19 protein-coding genes, 1 pseudogene and 1 riboswitch are annotated in these 18,306 nt (G+C 49.3%); of the genes and pseudogenes, 8 read left to right on the top strand and 12 right to left on the bottom strand.

From position 1 onward, the window contains the following. Positions 1-439: 439 nt before the first annotated feature. Positions 440-1,342, top strand: coding sequence for an EamA family transporter (locus AN477_RS20240; RefSeq protein WP_054971004.1), 903 nt, complete (start codon positions 440-442; stop codon positions 1,340-1,342). Here AN477_RS20240 and AN477_RS20245 read toward each other — a convergent pair. Both AN477_RS20245 and AN477_RS20250 read right to left on the bottom strand, forming a co-directional pair. Continuing rightward, complete coding sequence (locus AN477_RS20245) at positions 1,307-2,179, bottom strand: hypothetical protein (protein ID WP_054971005.1); 873 nt, start codon at positions 2,177-2,179, stop codon at positions 1,307-1,309. The genes AN477_RS20240 and AN477_RS20245 overlap by 36 nt on opposite strands. A gap of 159 nt (positions 2,180-2,338) precedes the next feature. Further along, a complete protein-coding gene (locus tag AN477_RS20250) occupies positions 2,339-2,608 on the bottom strand; it encodes a hypothetical protein (protein ID WP_054971006.1) in 270 nt (89 codons plus the stop codon). Positions 2,609-2,880: 272 nt separating this feature from the next. Between AN477_RS20250 and AN477_RS20255 the strand changes: the two genes are divergently transcribed. Together AN477_RS20255 and AN477_RS20260 are read left to right on the top strand one after the other, a co-directional pair. Further along, positions 2,881-3,363 (top strand): C40 family peptidase, encoded by a 483-nt coding sequence (locus tag AN477_RS20255; RefSeq protein ID WP_054971007.1) that lies wholly within the window; start codon positions 2,881-2,883, stop codon positions 3,361-3,363. 201 nt (positions 3,364-3,564) lie between these two features. After that, on the top strand, positions 3,565-4,140 hold the full coding sequence (locus AN477_RS20260; RefSeq protein WP_245631907.1) for a manganese efflux pump MntP: 576 nt from the start codon (positions 3,565-3,567) through the stop codon (positions 4,138-4,140). Positions 4,141-4,353: 213 nt separating this feature from the next. On the opposite strand, the gene kynA is transcribed toward AN477_RS20260, so the two are convergent. Then, positions 4,354-5,211 carry a tryptophan 2,3-dioxygenase gene (gene kynA / locus AN477_RS20265; RefSeq protein WP_054971008.1) on the bottom strand — a complete coding sequence of 286 codons (858 nt, stop codon included), beginning with the start codon at positions 5,209-5,211 and terminating at the stop codon, positions 4,354-4,356. 101 nt (positions 5,212-5,312) lie between these two features. Here kynA and AN477_RS20270 point away from each other — a divergent pair, with 101 nt between their 5' ends. After that, positions 5,313-5,606, top strand: coding sequence for a thiamine-binding protein (locus tag AN477_RS20270; protein ID WP_054971009.1), 294 nt, complete (start codon positions 5,313-5,315; stop codon positions 5,604-5,606). Between the two features lie 78 nt (positions 5,607-5,684). Here AN477_RS20270 and AN477_RS20275 read toward each other — a convergent pair. The 4 genes and pseudogenes from AN477_RS20275 to AN477_RS24805 form a co-directional block, all read right to left on the bottom strand. Next, a pseudogene (locus tag AN477_RS20275) lies at positions 5,685-6,515 on the bottom strand (acetamidase/formamidase family protein); the annotation flags it as partial. Between the two features lie 144 nt (positions 6,516-6,659). Beyond that, a complete protein-coding gene (locus AN477_RS20280; RefSeq protein ID WP_054971011.1) occupies positions 6,660-8,063 on the bottom strand; it encodes an MFS transporter in 1,404 nt (467 codons plus the stop codon). Between the two features lie 209 nt (positions 8,064-8,272). Next, positions 8,273-8,827, bottom strand: a complete 555-nt coding sequence (locus tag AN477_RS20285; RefSeq protein ID WP_054971012.1) for a DUF3231 family protein — start codon at positions 8,825-8,827, stop codon at positions 8,273-8,275. Between the two features lie 267 nt (positions 8,828-9,094). Beyond that, positions 9,095-9,286 (bottom strand): hypothetical protein, encoded by a 192-nt coding sequence (locus AN477_RS24805; RefSeq protein WP_157062093.1) that lies wholly within the window; start codon positions 9,284-9,286, stop codon positions 9,095-9,097. A gap of 245 nt (positions 9,287-9,531) precedes the next feature. Between AN477_RS24805 and AN477_RS20290 the strand changes: the two genes are divergently transcribed. Further along, positions 9,532-10,140, top strand: coding sequence for a DedA family protein (locus AN477_RS20290; RefSeq protein ID WP_245631908.1), 609 nt, complete (start codon positions 9,532-9,534; stop codon positions 10,138-10,140). A 211-nt stretch (positions 10,141-10,351) separates the two neighbouring features. Further along, positions 10,352-11,179, top strand: coding sequence for an FTR1 family iron permease (locus AN477_RS20295; protein ID WP_054971013.1), 828 nt, complete (start codon positions 10,352-10,354; stop codon positions 11,177-11,179). A gap of 222 nt (positions 11,180-11,401) precedes the next feature. On the opposite strand, the gene AN477_RS20300 is transcribed toward AN477_RS20295, so the two are convergent. Beyond that, positions 11,402-11,683: an LSm family protein gene (locus AN477_RS20300; protein ID WP_054971014.1), complete on the bottom strand. Its 282-nt coding sequence runs from the start codon at positions 11,681-11,683 to the stop codon at positions 11,402-11,404. A 777-nt stretch (positions 11,684-12,460) separates the two neighbouring features. Between AN477_RS20300 and AN477_RS20305 the strand changes: the two genes are divergently transcribed. Together AN477_RS20305 and AN477_RS20310 are read left to right on the top strand one after the other, a co-directional pair. Continuing rightward, entirely contained in the window at positions 12,461-12,931 is a 471-nt protein-coding gene (locus tag AN477_RS20305; RefSeq protein WP_054971015.1) for a hypothetical protein, read from the top strand. Next, positions 12,928-13,419, top strand: coding sequence for a hypothetical protein (locus AN477_RS20310; protein WP_245631909.1), 492 nt, complete (start codon positions 12,928-12,930; stop codon positions 13,417-13,419). The genes AN477_RS20305 and AN477_RS20310 overlap by 4 nt, the downstream gene beginning before the upstream one ends. A gap of 34 nt (positions 13,420-13,453) precedes the next feature. Here AN477_RS20310 and AN477_RS20315 read toward each other — a convergent pair whose 3' ends face one another. The 4 genes from AN477_RS20315 to AN477_RS24810 form a co-directional block, all read right to left on the bottom strand. Further along, entirely contained in the window at positions 13,454-15,397 is a 1,944-nt protein-coding gene (locus AN477_RS20315) for an ArnT family glycosyltransferase (protein ID WP_054971016.1), read from the bottom strand. Positions 15,398-16,039: 642 nt separating this feature from the next. Beyond that, positions 16,040-16,312 (bottom strand): hypothetical protein, encoded by a 273-nt coding sequence (locus tag AN477_RS20320; protein WP_054971017.1) that lies wholly within the window; start codon positions 16,310-16,312, stop codon positions 16,040-16,042. A gap of 552 nt (positions 16,313-16,864) precedes the next feature. Further along, a complete protein-coding gene (locus tag AN477_RS20325; protein WP_054971018.1) occupies positions 16,865-17,707 on the bottom strand; it encodes a C40 family peptidase in 843 nt (280 codons plus the stop codon). Beyond that, positions 17,707-17,846, bottom strand: a riboswitch (cyclic di-AMP (ydaO/yuaA leader). (Overlaps the previous gene by 1 nt.) Next, the gene (locus tag AN477_RS24810; RefSeq protein ID WP_157062094.1) at positions 17,816-17,971 is read right to left on the bottom strand and encodes a hypothetical protein; all 156 of its coding nucleotides are present in this window, start codon (positions 17,969-17,971) and stop codon (positions 17,816-17,818) included. Its footprint overlaps the riboswitch before it by 31 nt. Between the last annotated feature and the right edge of the window lie 335 nt (positions 17,972-18,306).

Here is an 18,306-nt window from a genome sequence, read left to right on the forward strand (position 1 = left end):
CCGAGAGTCCATGGCAAAACTCACCGGTACCGACGAACAGCAATTGCTGGCGCCAACGTCAGTGTTGCATAAATAGCCGACACTAAGGGGTTGCACTCAAATTTACACCACTTGACGGGACACTACCGAGTGAAATACATATTCACTCTAGTGTCATATTGAGCCGGAGTCCCAGCCATGGGATTTCGGCGTTTTTTTTGCTCAGTGATTGTAAAGGTTGAACGAAAGTGGATAAAAAAAGTGCCGCTGCAATGAGGCGCAGCGGCAAGGCAAGAGTGGTATGAAGCCAGGGGATGGCTTCGATTCGTTTTCTACTATAAACCGTGAATATGACACCTACATGATCGAGCTATTAAGGTTCTGTAAAAAACTCAACTTCAATTGGCGGTTATGAAATCCTCCCTGTTTCATAAACATTGTGTGTAAGGGGGACAACCACATGCAGGGCGTCGTAACCGCTACTATTGCAGCGCTTTGTTACGCATTGTCATATATTTTCATCCGTAAAGGCCAAGTTGACTCCAATCCCGGGGACCATGGACTATTCCCTGTACTCGTCGTAAGTGGGGCTACGCTGACGACTGCGCTGTTCATCAAGGTACAACGTAACCCGAGTCCACTTGTGATGGGGGCACACACAGGTCTGGCAATCCTTTTCTGCGTACTAGCAGGTGTACTTGGCACGTGTTTCGGACGGATGACATTATACGCTGCCATCGCACGTATTGGCGCAACTCGTGGTGTCATTATTGATATGTTGTCCGCCATGGTGACCCTGTCTATCGCTGTTTCATTTTTAGGGGAAAAGTTTCGCTTAACGAGTATTTATGGTATGGCATTGATTGTCCTGGGCCTTGTACTTGTTGTAATTGAGCGAGTATGGTTTCCTCTTCGGTCTCTGAAACACATTTACCGAAGCGGTGTCCTAATGTCGTTTGCCGCAGCAATGTTGCAGGGCGTGGGTCATGTCTTTCGAAAGCCTTCGGCCGGTACAGCTATCAGCCCAACATTTGCGGCCACACTAGACATTTTGTCCGCACTCGCTCTCTACACGTTGCTGCTTCTCTTCACCGGCCGGTTCAAACGATATGTTTCCCATTATATACGCCACATTAACCTATACTTTCTTACAGCTGGCTTTCTCAGTGCAGCTGGAGTTCTTCTCTTTTTCCAAGCGAGTTCTGCGATTCCAATCTCACAAGTCTCCATGATCATCAGCATACAGCCCGTCATCGTCGCTGTACTTTCCGGCTTTCTCTTGGCGAGATTGGAGGAAGTGACTTGGGTGACCATCGTCAGTTCCATCCTAGTTACACTTGGTGTTGTAACTATCAGCTTTTAGTGCAACAAGATTCCGGAGAGATGTGAGGAGATACAACACAACCGCTTGTGAGAAGATAACCGTCACTTCAGCCCACGGTCCGATAAATTGCAGCCTTCCGATGGTCATCAAACCATCGTTGAGGAGAAAAACCCCGATAATGACTGCCGCGTACCACCCGAAGCGAGCCTGACGCACCACGACGGCTGTGAAGAGACAAGAATCAAGCAGGACAATGAGCGTGGCGACGGCAACATGGCCTCTGATGGGATCACTAAACCAGTCTACCTGATAACGCAACAGGTGAAAGACTGCGGAGAGAACAAATACCGTAGTTGCCTGAACCACCATGTTACAGAGGTAAAGAACAATAAATTGCACCCACGAATATTGATATTTCTCTTTGAGTAAGTGCCAAATCCGCTTCCCAAGTTCAAAGCAAACAACCAGCCCTGCGAATGTGTAGCCAGTGTTCCACCACACGTGATGGTAGATGTTCAAATGGACGAAGCTCTCCTCGATACCCGCAAACAGCAAGGCAATCAACGTTATCCACCAGAAATTGAGATCAAAAACCGCGATACATATCCCTACGGACGGCACAATAAAGCCATCTGACACCGCGGCCCCCAAAATGTTGTCGAAATACGGATTATGCAGGATATGAGGCTGATATATGTAGCTCTCGAGCAGCACCAAAATCACATACTCAAATACATAAATTGTCCCTGAGATGGACAGGTAAAGCGGCACCAATTTTAAGTTTCTTGCGCGTCTTGCTGCTATAGTTGTAAGAACCGCGCTTACCATCACAAGGAAGAGATACGGAACAAAGTTCGGAATGTCCTTTTCCCTCACAATCCTAGAACCTTTACGCGACGAGTCTCGTACCGTGATATTTTACCCGCACTAACGTGCAAATATCACGGTGCGAGAGGCTTCCTTAAACGGATCGTCAAACGATTTCGTCAGCGGATCCAGTCATGCCATCCAAACGGTTGGCATTGGCAAGCGCCGTTAAGACTTCGCCTTTTTCCAGAGCATCATCCGCTCGCGCCGGCTCTGTGGATCAATGCCTTGCTGTACGATCCACTTTGCTGCCTGGACGCGTTCTTGCTGTGTCATCGCTACGTTGAACGCCTCGGACAACTCAGCAACCAGTTTTTCAGCCCCACTTTGTGAGGCCAGAGCAGCCTTCGTATATTTGGAGAGAATACTATTGGCTTTGCGCCAGTGTACTGGATTCATCATCTTGCGTCGGAATGTTTGCAGAGATGTCGACTCCACGGAATCCCTCTCCCTTGTCGTCAGATTTACGCATCCTCCCTCGTTGGTCTTGAAAGGTCACGATGGTTCACTGTATTCCGAACCCTGTCTAGGTACTTGCACGATGACCCAATATCACGAAAATCGGGCAACCGCCTGCCTTTCGCAAAGTGAACAACGGTCTCTCTAGGCGACCCACTGCGCACGGCCTCACTGTCACATGTTGTTGATGTCAATTCATCATACAGTCCATGCATATGTATGACAGTGACAACCTGCAGGGATGGTGACACATGAACACGTCAGACTTGCAACTTGCAGATTTAATTTTTGTGCGCGGTACACGCTGGCTCGACTTCCCAGTGAAGCTCGCTACACGCAGTCAATATACACATGTCGGGGGCTATGTCGGCAAAGGACAACTGATTGAGGCTCAGGGACTAAGGAAAACGGGATACGAACCGGTCGCAACGTATGAGAGAGCGGCCGATGTTTACCGTTGCACGTCACTCACACCCGTCCAGATCAATCGAATTATGGACTACGTCCATCATGAAATTGGCGGCAGATACGACTACCTGCTGATTGGATGGGAAGCTTTCCGGCATATCTTTGGCCTTATGCTGCCATATTTCAAAAATCAGCGCCGTATCTGCTCGACTCTTTGGGCTGACGCATACCGGGCAGCAGGCATCAATTTGTGTCCACAGCACCAATACCCTACCCCAGCAGACCTTGTCATGTCACGCTATTTACGCAAGATAGGCTCAATCTAATCCCCATTGGTCCGGGAATGTTGATGTATGGATAGCCCTTTTCAGCGATGCAGACGACAACTGAGATTGACTCGTCCAATGAGTCGTTCGTCACCTCACTGATCCGAGAGAACTTTGGCCAATCATAGGGTTGCTTTGTCCACTCACTCCCCCCGTAACCTCCATATCCTGACAAGGACCGAAAGGCGGAGGCGTAGGGAAATGATGGGTTGGTTAAACGGGTTTATTATAGCCAATTGGATCGGGATTGGTTCGAATCTCGACAACTGTGGTACAGGGCTCGCATACGGCAGCGAGAAAATTAAGTTCCCACACTGGGTCAATGCAATTGCAAACGGCGTCGGTTGTTGCACTGCACTTCTTGGAGCATACGCAGGTGAAGTCATCTCTCATTACCTGACGCTTTACCAAGCACAATGGGCGGCATGCATTATCCTCGTCTGCATCGGTCTGTTTTTCTGGTATGTCGGATACATCCATCCCCTGACTTCACGCCACAAACAGAAAATGAAGATCAAAAAACCCGGGTGGAGAGAGGGCATCATTCTTGGATTGGCGTTGTCTTTTACCAACGTGGCTGGTGGATTCGGCGCAACCGTATCCAACGCATCCACTGTTTGGGCGACAACAGCAGCCATCACCATCTGGGGCTACATTATGATCTGGCTTGGAAATGTGATTGGCATTGGCGTGATAGCACGGTTGCTTGGTAGATACTCCTCCTTTGCCGCCGGACTGTTACTCATCTTAGTTGGCATACACCAAGTTCTGGGATAACACCATCCGAAGAGCTTCAAGCAAGGATTCCCGTAGCCCTGACAGTAACCAACTTTGACACCGGAGACCACAGCATGTTCTCAGCCGGCCTCCGGCTCAGCCAAGTCTGGAAGGGTGCAAGCAAAGAAGGCGTTCCGACAGTGCACGTACACCTTTACCCTCAACTAAGACAGTGCACAAGACGGTCCCCCAGCTTCAGGCTGTATAAAGCTGCTATAGCAAAGTTCGAACCTTCCAGAGCTCAGGGAAAAAGCGATGGTCCAGGCGTCCCCGTAAGTAATGAACACCCGACGAACCACCTGTTCCCTGTTTGTACCCGATGATCCGCTCGACCGTGATCATATGGGAGAATCTCCACTGCTGTTGCCTGTCCTCGAGGTCAACCAATTTCTCGGCAAGCTCGTAGAAGTCCCAGTAAGTCTCAACATCTCGATATACAGTCAGCCAAGCCTCCACCACACTTGGGTGTTCCTCATAATCTTGCGACCAGTCCCGGTTCAGGCACGATGGGTCGATCGGCATGCCTCGCGCCGACAATGCTCGAATGGCTTCGTCGTAGATACTCGGTGCATGAAGGGCTTCCCGCAGCCGTTCGTGTAACTCCGGCTGATGCCTGAAGACCTTTAACACCTCCGCATTTTTGTACCCTAAGGAGAATTCAATCAAGCGATTCTGGTACGATTGAAATCCCGAAGAGTGACCGAGTTTCCCGCGAAACTCTGTATACTCCGAAGGTGTTAATGTCGACAATACGTCCCAGGACTGAATGAGTTGCTGCTGTATGCGTGAAACCCGAGCCAGCATCTTGAAGGAAGCGTCAAGGTTTCCGCGTCCGATGCAGTCGATTGCCGCCGTCAGTTCGTGTAGAATCAGCTTCATCCACAATTCGCTGGTCTGATGAACGATGATAAACAGCATTTCGTCATGATGTTCTGAAAGCCTGTCTTGGCTATTGAGCAACTGATCAAGTTTCAAATACTCTCCGTACGTCATTTGCCCCTGGAAATCCATGTGGATCCCCTGCTCCATCGACTGGTGTTTGGTGTCACCCGGCTTTGACAATCTACTCATCCTCTCGCAAAGGAGTAGTCCTGAACGGTCTCGATGCGTTACAATTTCCTTGTTGCGAAGCCATTGTACCAAACATCCGTGAGCAAAAAGGGGCGATCTTCATGCCAAACAGTCATGTAGCGATACAGGTAGTACCGATGGTTCCTGATGATATACAGATGTATGAGGTCATCGACAAAGCCATTGAAGTGATTGCAAATTCGGGGGTACGGTACGAAGTTGGGGCAATGCAAACCGTGATGGAGGGCGAACTCGACACCCTGCTTGAAATCGTGAAACAGGCCCAAACAGCGTGCATCGATGCAGGCGCAACGGAGGTCGTCACACAGATCGCTGTGCACTATCGCCCAGGTGGGGTAACCATTGAGGAGAAGCTCGACAAGTACCGCGACTAGAACGGTGTGGTCATGCGAGCATGAAACAGCGAAGAGCCCCCTCGTGACAGGGGGCTTTAGGGCTTCATCCATCGGCGTCTACAGTTGGTACTGGTCGCATACAAACGGCAAGATGCCCACTCTTTGCAGACGCTCGACGGGTGCCAAGAAAGTGGCCGTAACTACACCTGGATGCCTGCCGATTTGAATGGAACCGGTAATCGTTGCACGATTCTTGACCTCCGGCACCGTCATTTCCAAAAGCTGCACTACCCTCTCTAAGGCATTGTCTGTCGCTGCATTGAGGTTTTCCCCGGTTCCAATGAAGGAAACAGGTGCCGTCTTCTCGATTTCTTGCAGTCCCCATTTTGCTGCTTCTGCCTGTGCAAGTCGCTTCTCCTCTTGAGAGAGTGGTTTCGCTAGATAGGGTAGGTCCTCTTCGTTTGGCAACAGAATTGGACCATCAATCTGCAGCCCTTTAATGACATGAACCTGCAGTGTGACCATGCCAGCCACATCACACGTATGCCCGGCAATTTCGCCATCTCCTTGCAGGGCGTGCATATCACCTACATACACCCCTCCGCCCGGAACCTTCACTGGACAAATGAGAATGGCGCCTTCGCGGACCCGACTAATGTCCATATGACCGTCGGTCTTTGCTTGATTCAATTCCTCTTTAGTAACCGCGTATTCGTGCGGAGCTCCAATGAGAAAAAAGCCGAAGTCTCCGGCATTGTGTGAGTCGGGAATCGGTCTCGAGGGAGTCGTTCCAATCTGTCCAAGAAACGGTCGCAACCTTGCCACGGCGCCTACGATGTCATGCGGCGCAAAGGTGACAATTGGATTCTGAATCGAATTGTCCGGTGTTGCCATGTAATTGCGTCCGTCATGGGCAATCTGCTGAGCCGCATCTTGCGGTAGCGTCACTACTTGCGCTATGACCATCCCTTAGCCATGGAAAAGATGTTCGTGAAACTAAAAAGCCGCTCTTCTCGGAGCGGCTCAATGCTTGTCTGTCGTGTGTGCGGATTCATATGTCAACGCAGAGAGGCTGCAACACCCGAAATCACTTCATCTTGCGGTCTGAGGTACTACTTTTGACGGCTTTTTTGCGTCAGACATGGCCTCAATGGACTTATTTGCCGGCTCTGGCAACACCAGTGTCAACAACGTCCCAAGCACTGCGAAGACAAACGTGATAATAAAGGTTCCGTGGAGGCCCAGTGATTTCGTGATAATCGGGAACAGGAACACACCGATAAAAGCACCAATCTTTGCAACCCCTGCCGAGATTCCGTGAGCAGTGGTTCTGACACTGACAGGATACAACTCCGCTGACAAGATAAACGTGGTCGTATTTGGACCAAATTCGGCAAAGAAATAACTGATTCCGTAGAGCACCAAGAATGGGATAATCATCGACGTGACCCCTGGAATCACGCCCATGCCCAAGAATGCAAGGCCCATAATTGCGAAGCCAATCAACTGCAGGCGTTTATGCCCGATCCGGTCAATCTTCAACACCGACAGTGCGTACCCTGGTACTGCAGCGATGGCAAACACGATTAACGTCCATGCTTCGCTCTGAATCAAGCTGGCATGCGGTGCGACATTCTTCATGATAAGCGGCGTCGAAATGGAGTTGCCATAATACGCGTAGTCAAACAGAAACCACGTCCCTGCAGTTCCAAGCAGCGTGACGAGCATCTTCCGGTTGCGAATAAACTGCCGGAAGCTGATCAATGCGGGCTTGGCCGCATGGGAAGCCGCCTGTTCTTCCGAAACGCTGACTTGGCCGCTCGTGTAATTGCGCAACTGTTGGACTGCATCTGTGGTTTTCCCGAGTACTTGGGATTGAAAGCGCGGGGATTCGGGCATCTTCCGACGTGCGTATATCACGCTTAAAGCCGGTAATGCGCCGAGCCCCAACATAATTCTCCACGCAAGGTCGTGGCTGATGCCACTCGCCAACAACGTGATGGCAACCATTGGTCCGGCAATCAGTCCAAGTGCCTGCATGGAGAACACCATTCCAACAAGCTTCCCGCGGTCACGAACATTCGCATACTCACTCATGATGACGGCACTGATGGGGTAATCTCCCCCAATTCCAAGACCGAGGAAGAAGCGAAATGCTATCAACCAGTATATGTTCGGCGAAAAAGCTGTAAGTATTGCCCCAATGGACATGATGGTCGCGACGAGACCGTATAACTTCTTACGTCCCAAAATATCTGCAAGGCGACCAAATATAATGGCTCCAAGAAAATTAGCAAGCAAGGTTGTACTTCCGACTAACCCTACCATTGTTCCACTGAGGTGCCACTCATTCTTAATCAGAACAAGAGCTGCCCCAATAATAAACAGGTCGTATGCATCCGTAAAAAAACCTAGGCCTGAGATAATCATGGCACGCAGATGAAACAGGCTAAGCGGTGCATCGTCTAAGGCTTCTCCGATGGAACTGTTTGTCATACGCCTTGATTCCTGTGTATTATGTTGTAACACAGAGAATCAGCACCTTCTTTCCCTTGACATAGATGGACTGCCGCAGAAATTATCTCATGTCTGCAGGAACACCGCACTAATGTTTTGTTAAGTTTTTGTAAACCCTATGTAAATTTTTTGTTGTCTCTGTCGAAATATTTATGATTGCGTCGCATGTGCGATGAATACTAAACAGTTTACGTCTGTGATGGGATGCCTGGCGGCGTATAGAGCGCTGGAACTTTAATCCATCCGCGCTTTCTCATTAACGTCTTAATCAGCATTCCATACGTCATTGCCTCCGTTTGGAACTCAAAGAACATGGCACCTACATCATTTCGAATCGATTCGGAGACCCCCGTGGCACAAGCTGTCACAGCCGTGGCAAGCTTAATTGAGGCCCCGTTTGCAATCTCATCATCAGTCATCTTGGCTCCAGGTGGTATCGCATTCGGATCCGACGCCGGCCTAGGCTCGGAGGTCGGTGGTAAAGGCACCCCTTCACCTTGTAAGAAGTCCTTCAGACGGCGGCTTTGCGAGCTTGCACCCTCCATCATCTTTTCAATCGTCTTTTTCAGTTCAGTATCCATTGTGTGGTTGAGACCCATCTGCTCGAACGTGATGGATTCGTCAAGAATAGTTAGATACGTCCACAGGGCCATGACTTCTCCCACGTGCAAAGGCACTTTAGGTTCATCGTCATGAAGTGATTGAATGTAGTCTTTGAGCGCCTCAATAACGTGTTTTGGCATGCGTCTGCCCCCTCACCCTGTATTCTTCACGGCAAAGGGACCGATTATGTGCAGTCGGTTCACGAGATGCAAAGGGCTGCCACGAGTATGAGGCGTATGGTCCGTTCTCCCGTTCTTTACGTAACATGTGGCTGCGTGAAATCCTCACGCAGTCACATGTCGCTTACGTATCTGTCCGCATCGCTCCTTGAGACTAGCCCACACGGAGGATATCTGTCCCGCGTAAGTGGCAAGAGGAAACGGAGGTGGTTGTCTGCCTTGCCACTCTCAAAGATACGGATTTGGGAGCGTAGAGACGATCGTGTACTCCGACGGATGGTAAGGAAGACCAACCAACTGGAATCCCTTCAATCCATCACCAGTCGACAGTCCTATATTTATCCGTTCCTGGTTTGATTCGGCACCTCGGCTTGTAGTTACGTCGATAATAATCTCTTTCAAAACTCGTTGGTTTCCCATGTTTGCAGTCCCTCGCATCCGTTTTGTAAGTTACAACGAGCCCATGTTATGAGGGGAGAAGAGACTTTGTGCAAGTACACCCGACCGTACAATTTATCGTTTATTTTGAACCTTGAAGCGGCGAAAGCCGTCTGTTTGGATGGGTATCTTAGACGGATATCTTATTGGATCAGGGCATGTTAAGACAGGAAAGCAACACACTTCGAAGCAATACACCGCAAAGCAACAAAATGGAGGGCTTACATTTGCACGTTCAACAGCTGATTTCCCACTATGGTTACGTCGGCGTCTTCTCTATTCTGTTGATGGAGAACATCGGGATCCCGTTTCCGGCTGAAACCACCTTGACCATCTCAGGATTCGAATGGATGAGAGGCGTATTCGCGCTCATTCCCTTACTTTTGAGCGCTGCGCTTGGAAACATTGTTGGATCAACGATCGGATACGGGATCGGCTACTTTCTCGGACGCCCTGTCATCGTGCGATTTGGAAGATACGTCGGTATCACGTCAGAGCGCCTTGATGCCGCGGACAAGAAGTTTGCAAAATACCGAGGTACAGTAGTTTTGTTTGGGAAGTTTATCGCTGGAATCCGTGTCTTGATTCCCTATCTTGCCGGCATTAACAGGATGCCTTTTGTCCTGTTCAGTATTTATAATGCTGTCAGTGCTTTGGTCTGGGCTGGCTTTTTTATCGTCGTAGGACGGTATGTGGAAGTGGCATGGGCACACTACCATAAGGTCATGCACCAGTATCTGTTACCGACCATCATCGTAGCTATCGTCGTCATTGGCATCGTTGCAGCTGTCAAAATCCGGAACCGTAAACGGATCAAAGGCGCCTCCGAATCATAAAACTCCTCCCATTCGTCCTCGTCGGACAGCCAGTCCGACGGACATACACATTTACGTGTATCACTCCGTGTTGATCAACCGCTTTTAGGTCCTCGCGCAATTAGGTTTCACTAATTTCAAAATTTGCACTACCAAACAATGTGGAGAGCATGTTAAAATGTTGACTATAAAAGTCAGGTTTTAGTCCTGAAGCTGACAACGGGGGTGCCATATGGTCGCATCGTTTTTGATATTTTTCCGTGAATCCCTCGAAGCCTCGATGATTTGCTCTATTATGTTGGCCTACTTAAGGCAAATTGGTCGACGGGATCGATTCAAAGATGTCTGGTTCGGTGTTGCTTCTGCCATTGCTGTCGCTGTTGTCGGTGGCGTGGTAGTGTTCCTGACGCTCCGAAACTATGATGGTTCCAGTCTGCAAAATAAGATTGAAGGTACGACGTACTTCGTCGCTGCGGCTGTGCTTACCTACATGACGTTCTGGATGAAGAAACAGAGCAGGAACATGAAACATGAATTACAGGCAAAGATGGAGGCTGCGCTTTCGACCGGTTCACTCTTTGCTATCTCATTCATCGCATTTCTAACGGTCGGACGTGAGGGCTTGGAAACCGTGGTTTTCATGATCGCGATCGCGTTTCACACAAGTCCATGGCTGCTCAGCGTCGGTGCCGCCATAGGAATCATCGCGGGTTTGACGCTAAGTTACATCATCTACGTGTTAGGACGACGGATTAACCTGAAGCGCTTTTTCGACACCATGGGCGCACTCTTAATGCTCTTTGCCGCAGGCCTGTTGGCAAACGGCGTCGAGGCCTTTCAAGAACTAGGTTGGCTGCCGTTTGGACACCGGGCACTTTGGAATACGGCCTCAATGCTCAGCGAAGACAGCACCTTTGGAGACATCCTCCATTCGTTCTTCGGGTACGCGGATAAACCAACTACATTACAGGTTTTACTGTATGTCGCTTATCTGGTCCTAGCGCTCGTTTTCTTTCTCAAGCGACCGACAAGAAAATCTATGATAACCACGAGTCGCTAAGCGATCCATCCTTTTTTCTCTGTATCATACGCCCTCGCCATTGATGGATGAGAGAATAGAAAGTTCAGTCCGCGTCACATCTATGGGGTCTGCGTGAGTATTCTCGAACCAAGACGCCAACCGGCACACAAATTAGATGTGCCGGTTTCTGTAGAAGGAACGATAGATGGGGTGTTTGCGTGACCACCACTTGAGGTTGGTTTACCACCATAACACTAGCCCTTACCACCAAAACCAAGGCCAAAACGCCCCAATCCAAAACCATGGGAAAAACAAAAAAGGCAACCATGCTTCTTCGGCATCAGTGCCTTTGTCGGGAAGCTGGCCAAGCAATTGCATTCTATCACCGTTCATATCACCCGATGCAAGTCTTCCATTTACTGGTCGGACATAGATCCCATCGTTTGAAACCGAATGCAGAACACCACGGTGAACGGCACCATCCCTGGTCCGAACAACAACGTATTGCCCGACATAAGGCATTACATGAGCACGTGTAATCATCTCATCTCACACCTCCCTGTCTCCTGAACTGGCGATGACCTTTAGACTGCTGGCACACTGAACTGTGGGCCACACCTTCCCCCTCCTCTCCCATAGCAGACTTATGAGCAAATCAGGACAAAAGGAATGGACAAAATCCCAATAGGCCAATAAGTCGTGATAACTGATACGGGTACTTGGCGGCATCTTTGGTTGTTGGACTAGCATCGAAAGTCGTGATCAAGACGAGCCCCAACCATGCTTAGAAGCCTGCAGACTCCACCAAATGAATCAACCAACATCAATCCAAAGGGACGGATGCTCATCCGTCCCTTGTCCGTGCCAACCCTTTGGGCGTTATGTGGTTTTGATGGCGCAAGCCATAGACTCATGAGTTTTTTGGGGGGGCACTCTTGTCTTTCACTCTCTACCGACTAGTGTTTAGCGTACTGCGCCGTGGCCCGCAGTGTACAAAGAGCATCCACATAATACACGATACCTTCGCTCAAACTGTACTTGACTTGTAAATACAACTGAAATTGGAGGTCATCTTGTGAGATGAAGCTCCCTTGACAGTTACTGAGATCAGTCACCTGGGATGTTGGCATATCTCAACGGTTACATTCCCCCCTGAATTTTAACGGTATGGAAAAGAGCTGTCTGGAACAATTCGTTCAAATTGGTTTGACAATCTTGAAAAACCAAAAAGGCAGTCACTTTTCCGGTTGGGTTAAGACGGCACAGCCGACCAAAATCGGGGTGTCGTTGGACTAATGATTCGACTGTAGGAGGATTTTTATGTCCATCGCGGTATGTGTGTTCATCACGTGGTGCACAATTGTCGCACTTGCACTTATTCCGAAGAAGTTGACCTCACTTGAGATGGTTTTCCTGTTTTTCGTGTGTACCATTTTTGAACTCAGTGTTTTTAACATTTTTAACTTAAACCTTCAGTGGATGATGGTCAGCAAAAATGTCGAAAAATCACTTGCAGATCTGGTCATGCGTCTCATTTGCATTCCTGTCGCACTGTTAATGGCGTCGAATTTCATACTCTATTCATCAAAGTTCCTGAAGTGGGGTTTGACAGCAGCCATGGTGTTACTGGGGGTACTGATGCAAAAAACAATAGAATGGCTGGGAATCCTGTCCACGCCTAACTGGAACATCGGATATACGGCCCTCTTGTTTTGCAGCTACATTGTGTTCACTGGACTCATGACGATTTTCATTACTCGCCTCAAACAGGCAGAAGGTCAACTAGCGTGATCGTTTACGACACTCGCTTTAATGCGAATGAGTGGTTTGTTATTGTTGGATTATGCGTTGGAGTCGTGTTGACTGTTGTATTCCCAAAACGATTCTCGAGGCAAGTGGCTGCAGTCTTTTTCATGTGTGGGGTGTACAGCGGCTTCTTTTTTGACCATTCGTTAAGCGTGGAACCCGTTAGCTTTTATGATGTGAATGACGTGTCAAAGTTTCAGATGATGGACTTCATATCCTACTGGATGTACGGAGCAGTCAGCTATTTCTTCTTTTACATTTACGACCGTCTGCAACCGAAGGCCTCATACATACCACTCTACATCTTGGTTTGGTCGTTGGCGTGCATGGGAGCTGAGTGGATTGCCGTATTGTGTGGCGTATATCACTACAGCCATGGATATAAATTCATCTATTGTTTCCCCATTTATTTACTCGTCCAGAGTGCTTGGATGGCATTGTACTACACGTTTAAGAGGAAAGGGTTCGTGTAATGAACATCAGTGGTATCCACAAACATCTACTGAATCACCCCGGCGGGGTATCATGCCTCCTGATGACGTGTACGACGAGGTATCCTCCTACTTTTTCGATAGGGTGAAACTCTCTCGGCGCCGCTGCTACATACTTATACTCCTTGTCTGCACTCGCTGCCATCAGGTAATTTATTCTGTCTTGCGATACCTCTCTATAGAATTTCTGTCCATTACTTGCATGGATTTCTAGAACACGGTTTTGTGCATGTTGCCCAAAGAAGAGGTATGGATAAGGGACGTTTGGCGTATACGCAATGGTTACCGGAGATGCCAATTGATCCACAAAGCGATACGGTGGATAGAATAGTCTCGCTGAAGTGCGCTTGGCAGGCGACAGGCTGAGAGACAGTTCCAATAACGACATTGGAGACCTATGGGTAGTGATCGATGAGTACGCACTAGAACTCACATTCATAGACTTTACCTTCGTTACAATTGCCGCACCCGCACCATAGGTCCCAACCACGCCAACGAGCGCCAGACCCGGCAAGAGTTTTCCAACCCATCGCCAATGTGGACGAGTACCGATTTGTTCCGCTATCCACGCGAACGCTATGACACCGAATGCCCCGAAGGAAAGAGTGTACCTGCCCCACCAGTTCGCAGGCTGAAACACAAAAATCAGCCATAGGGGAAGTGTAAGCCCTAAAAACAGGCGTCGTCTCCGTAAAGCCGTCCACAATGTGAAGGCAAAGAGACCGGGCATCTCGAGATAAGTCCAAACTGGCCCGAATGCACCTACATGCATGTCGGTTGTCATCTCCTGAGGCAACGAGGTCCATGCCACCCAAGTCTTCATGAATTCGGGCGAGCCCCGAAATTTAACGGGCTCATTCGGTTGAATCACCTGGTTCTGTAACGTATAGAGTCCTGGAAAAACCGTATGCCCAAACAGTCGAAAAGTGAATGGGTAAAGAGGACTGCCGTAAGTCATCCAGACCTTGACGTACCAATACAGTCCAAACACAAGCAGCGCCGCTGTGAAAACACCCGCGTCACAGAGCACGAGCACAGCCGTTGAATTTGCTTGTGCCCTCCTGCGACGCTCAATTGCAAAACCGAGCATGACCAGCGCGAGAATTCCAACATAGAGGGCACCATCAGCCTTAATCCCGAGGGACATCCCGGCCCCAACACCAGCCGCCAAAGCGTACTTCCAGGATGGCGTTTTCAAATATGCTAACGCAAAATATAGGCCTAGAAGGAAGCACGTAGCGAAGGCGAGATCGACATAGGCCGTCGTGGCCTGCATGAGGACGTTCGGCATTCCGACGAATAAGGTTGCAGCCACGAGGCCCCCGGTGCGGGACAACCCAATTCTTCGTGCGCACCCTATGATTGCAACCGCGGCGCCCAGGGCGAAAAACCACTGACTCAAGTGAATGAATACCGTTCCACCCGACAACGTGTAAATAAAGGAATAGAATAGTTCCGCATCACGTGGATATACGTTCGGCCAAAGACCGGGCGCCCCCTCGGCAATGGCGTGCTGATGCGCCCAGTATGCGACCGACACCAAGTGATAGCCCAGTTCGTCACCAAAGTATGGAGGTAGCAAGTAGCCCAGCCACAGGGCGAAAAGGAGCAATACAATGAGCAAGACGATGGCCGCATAGCCCGTCCGTTCGATTTTCATTGGCGCTGCCATCGGCAGTTGGCGAGGAGTGGCGTTAGTATCCGGCTTGAACCTCGTTGCGTTGTGTCGGGTCGCCCTATACGTCACCAACGCGAGGGCAGCGAAGACGGCACTGACAACGAGCACTGTACCTGTGTAGAGTGCGTGCAAAGGGACCCCTGAAATCCAGACGACCATCATCGTCTGCGCAAAAAAGAAGACCATTGCACCAGTCAACGCATCCAGTCGTCCAATAAACAAGGAGCGCGACCACACATACGCGGAGGCCACCGTCAGCGCGAGACCGAGTATAAGAACCAAACCGAATTCAACTCCTTACGAGCAACCAGGCAATTTGCTACCTGCAGAATGCTTCGCTAGTTTAATGTTCTCATCACGTTGATTAGAGTCACGCTATACTGCATAGGCACGTGCCATTGCTTCATAGGCAAAGCCCAAGTCGATAGCCAGTGTCTTATGAACTTCGGTTTCCACATTCGTCTTTCGTGCCGTCATATCTATTTCACTTCTCAAGCCATGCTTGATATAAATACTAGCGAATTATGCAGGATTATCCCAGATCTGTTTCTTCCAAATCATCGTTATCGCTGAGTCGATCATCAAGATTGTAAGGTGTCTTTGGAGTAAATCTCTTAGCGGTGATGGTCAGCACAAGTCAGCCAAATAAGTGTTTAACCGTCATCACTTATGGTACGAGTGGTTGGATAAGGACATGCCGCCACGAGGCAAAAACCAAGCTGTGGCTGGTATAGATGTAGGTGTGAATCGACTTAACCGTAGCTGCGACTTCGGGGAACTGGTTCAGTGGGCACAAGCGAGAGCTCCTGACGCTGTCGGTACGGTCGTGGACATGCCCTCCCTACGGTGCACACCACGACCGGGACCAAACGCAACCATGAATTGAATATTCGCCTCAGTACGTCAATATTCCGATACTGGGTGCTATCTCTGTACTATCTCCACTCGAGGAGGCAAATCAACAACCCCTCCCGGCGTAACGGCAACACGCCGCCCAGATTTAAACTTCATTACGACTTTTTTAACAAGCCGAAAATGCGGATCAAAATAGGTAATTGTAATCGTTGCTTGATCCGACGTAGCCGTATACGTGGTCCTCCCCATTTCCGGAGATACCTTCCAATATTCGTTGAAGTTCATCACTTCTGTCGTAAGGGAGAATACGGATCTCGCCTTTTTAATTTGGTTGTTCATCATTGGACACCTCCATTTTACGGCAGTATATGGCTATCAAAAAACTCTGGTTGTACCTTTGTCCTATTGAAGATGATTCTGTTACACCCAAAAGGCTGATGCCTTGCATCCCTGTTCAATTTTTCTCGTCCATAAATTGATTACCCATTCTAAATTAACAGAATTTAAAGTATAATTTATTTGACGATTCAGCATTGTGCGGCCAAACTGCCCCTTCCCGCGATATGCTCCCTGGGACAGTACCGCACACTGTTCCCGCCTTGTCTGGGTTCAGCTGCCGAATTGACTTAGCACACCGGATTATGGGATGGAGGCGAAGGTGATGTGGTTCCTTATCGGCGGAGTTATCGTGGTATTCGTTGTGGGGGTTGCGTCCATTTTTATGTTGTCACGTGGCTGGGACTAATGGCTCACGTACTGGGAGGGTTGCATGGGCACGCAATAGCCCTCAACACGCATGTAGCCTCATCGCGGCAGGGCAGGGTAATGGTCCCTGCCCTGCCGAATGTCGTTTGCGGTCACAAAGCGGATCGCCAGAGGTGCAAGGCGTTCAACTTACAACACCCTTCTTGCAAACACAAGGGAACGCCCGAACCATGCACGTCTGTTGTTCAAAGATTCGATTGTGACCTTACCCCGTCCACCGCCTTCTTGAATCATCAACCCGCCGCCGATGTACATTCCAACGTGGCCTTGACCATTGGGCTCTGAGGCATTCGCAAAAAATATCAAGTCACCAGCTTGTAAGCTGTGCAAGGATACTGGCGTACCAACGTGGAAGCGCTGATAGACGGACGAACCCGAAAAGTCAATTCCAACAGCAGTCTTGTACGTCCAAGCAACGAAGTTTGAACAGTCAAACCCGTCACGCCCGTTTACCGGTGCATAGTTTGGAACTTGGTGTCCCCACCAGTACGGGGCGCCCAACTGCGTTAATGCTGTTTGAATCAACTTCTGCTGTTGGGGCGTGTCATTCGTCAGGTTGATTGTTGCATGGACGCCATCTCCTTCAACCACATGAATGACCTCTTGCGACCGTAACAGCGTGTTAGCTGACGTCGTGGGTATTAAGGGTACTGTTTGTCTAGTAATCGCGATTGAACCTGTTGTATTGCTGGGGGATTTTGTTTCGGCAGTGTAATACCTGTTTTTCGTCACGTAACCTGTTCTGCCGTTTGTGTCTTTTACGTACCACCAGTAGCGGTTTGCCCCTGACTCCAGGGTCAACGTAGCACCTAATTTCTCAAGTACGATCGCATGTGAATGAAGATAGGGCGCACTCCGTAAATATACGTTGTGGTTGACGTGGATTGTACTTGTGGACGCGAACGCAGTGGTCATGCAAAGGGAAGAAAATGAGATGCCTGCTGCGATAGAAGCAAAAAGCTTTTTGTTCATCGTATTCCTCCTACAGCCTCCGAGGTTAGTTGTCGGGTTCGGGAAGGAAGATTTCCCGTATAGACTATCATTCGCCTATATTCACCCCAAGATTGATGTCCCCCGTACCTACTTGTGCAGGATTCGGCTTAATAGAACTACCGTAACATGCGTCCGCATCGGTTTCATTGCCAAATACTTGGAAAATCCGAGGATGAATTGTCCATTGTCAGTCACCAAAATACGAACTCCAACCACCATAGGAAGCTGACCGTGATCGTCCATCTCGAACTCCTAGATTGTCACCTTCTCCATTGCGTTACGACATAAAGTTCCGTACCGATCGCCTGAACCATGCCGTTCGGTGAACGGAGCCGGTCCTGTTTGCAAAAGCCGCATAACGGGGATCACTTCCCGCTACATAGGTCTAGCATCAATGTTCATTTTCGTGAATGATGATGCAGTCTCGAGAGGCATCCCTTATTGCACATTTGCCCCCGTTACCTGAAGAAGAGGGCAAAGCTGTTTAAGAGCCGCCGCCCCTCGAACACTTGTTTACAAATGCAACTTTAGACCTTCGTGTGAAGCTGTAAAACCGAGTCGTTCGTAAAACCGCAAGG

The organism is Paenalicyclobacillus ferrooxydans (genome assembly GCF_001399675.1).
Classification (GTDB): domain Bacteria; phylum Bacillota; class Bacilli; order Alicyclobacillales; family Alicyclobacillaceae; genus Alicyclobacillus_B; species Alicyclobacillus_B ferrooxydans.

Excerpts from the sequence above, each read along its gene's own strand:
- AN477_RS20240 (WP_054971004.1), top strand. The coding sequence starts at position 440 with ATGCAGGGCGTCGTAACCGCTACTATTGCAGCGCTTTGTTACGCATTG.
- AN477_RS20320 (WP_054971017.1), bottom strand. The coding sequence starts at position 16,312 with ATGATGAACAACCAAATTAAAAAGGCGAGATCCGTATTCTCCCTTACG.
- AN477_RS20280 (WP_054971011.1), bottom strand. The coding sequence starts at position 8,063 with ATGACAAACAGTTCCATCGGAGAAGCCTTAGACGATGCACCGCTTAGC.
- AN477_RS20300 (WP_054971014.1), bottom strand. The coding sequence starts at position 11,683 with ATGATTACACGTGCTCATGTAATGCCTTATGTCGGGCAATACGTTGTT.
- AN477_RS20295 (WP_054971013.1), top strand. The coding sequence starts at position 10,352 with ATGGTCGCATCGTTTTTGATATTTTTCCGTGAATCCCTCGAAGCCTCG.
- AN477_RS24805 (WP_157062093.1), bottom strand. The coding sequence starts at position 9,286 with ATGGGAAACCAACGAGTTTTGAAAGAGATTATTATCGACGTAACTACA.
- AN477_RS20270 (WP_054971009.1), top strand. The coding sequence starts at position 5,313 with ATGCCAAACAGTCATGTAGCGATACAGGTAGTACCGATGGTTCCTGAT.
- AN477_RS20255 (WP_054971007.1), top strand. The coding sequence starts at position 2,881 with ATGAACACGTCAGACTTGCAACTTGCAGATTTAATTTTTGTGCGCGGT.
- AN477_RS24810 (WP_157062094.1), bottom strand. The coding sequence starts at position 17,971 with ATGGACGATCACGGTCAGCTTCCTATGGTGGTTGGAGTTCGTATTTTG.
- AN477_RS20285 (WP_054971012.1), bottom strand. The coding sequence starts at position 8,827 with ATGCCAAAACACGTTATTGAGGCGCTCAAAGACTACATTCAATCACTT.
- AN477_RS20325 (WP_054971018.1), bottom strand. The coding sequence starts at position 17,707 with ATGAACAAAAAGCTTTTTGCTTCTATCGCAGCAGGCATCTCATTTTCT.
- AN477_RS20305 (WP_054971015.1), top strand. The coding sequence starts at position 12,461 with ATGTCCATCGCGGTATGTGTGTTCATCACGTGGTGCACAATTGTCGCA.
- kynA (WP_054971008.1), bottom strand. The coding sequence starts at position 5,211 with ATGAGTAGATTGTCAAAGCCGGGTGACACCAAACACCAGTCGATGGAG.
- AN477_RS20260 (WP_245631907.1), top strand. The coding sequence starts at position 3,565 with ATGATGGGTTGGTTAAACGGGTTTATTATAGCCAATTGGATCGGGATT.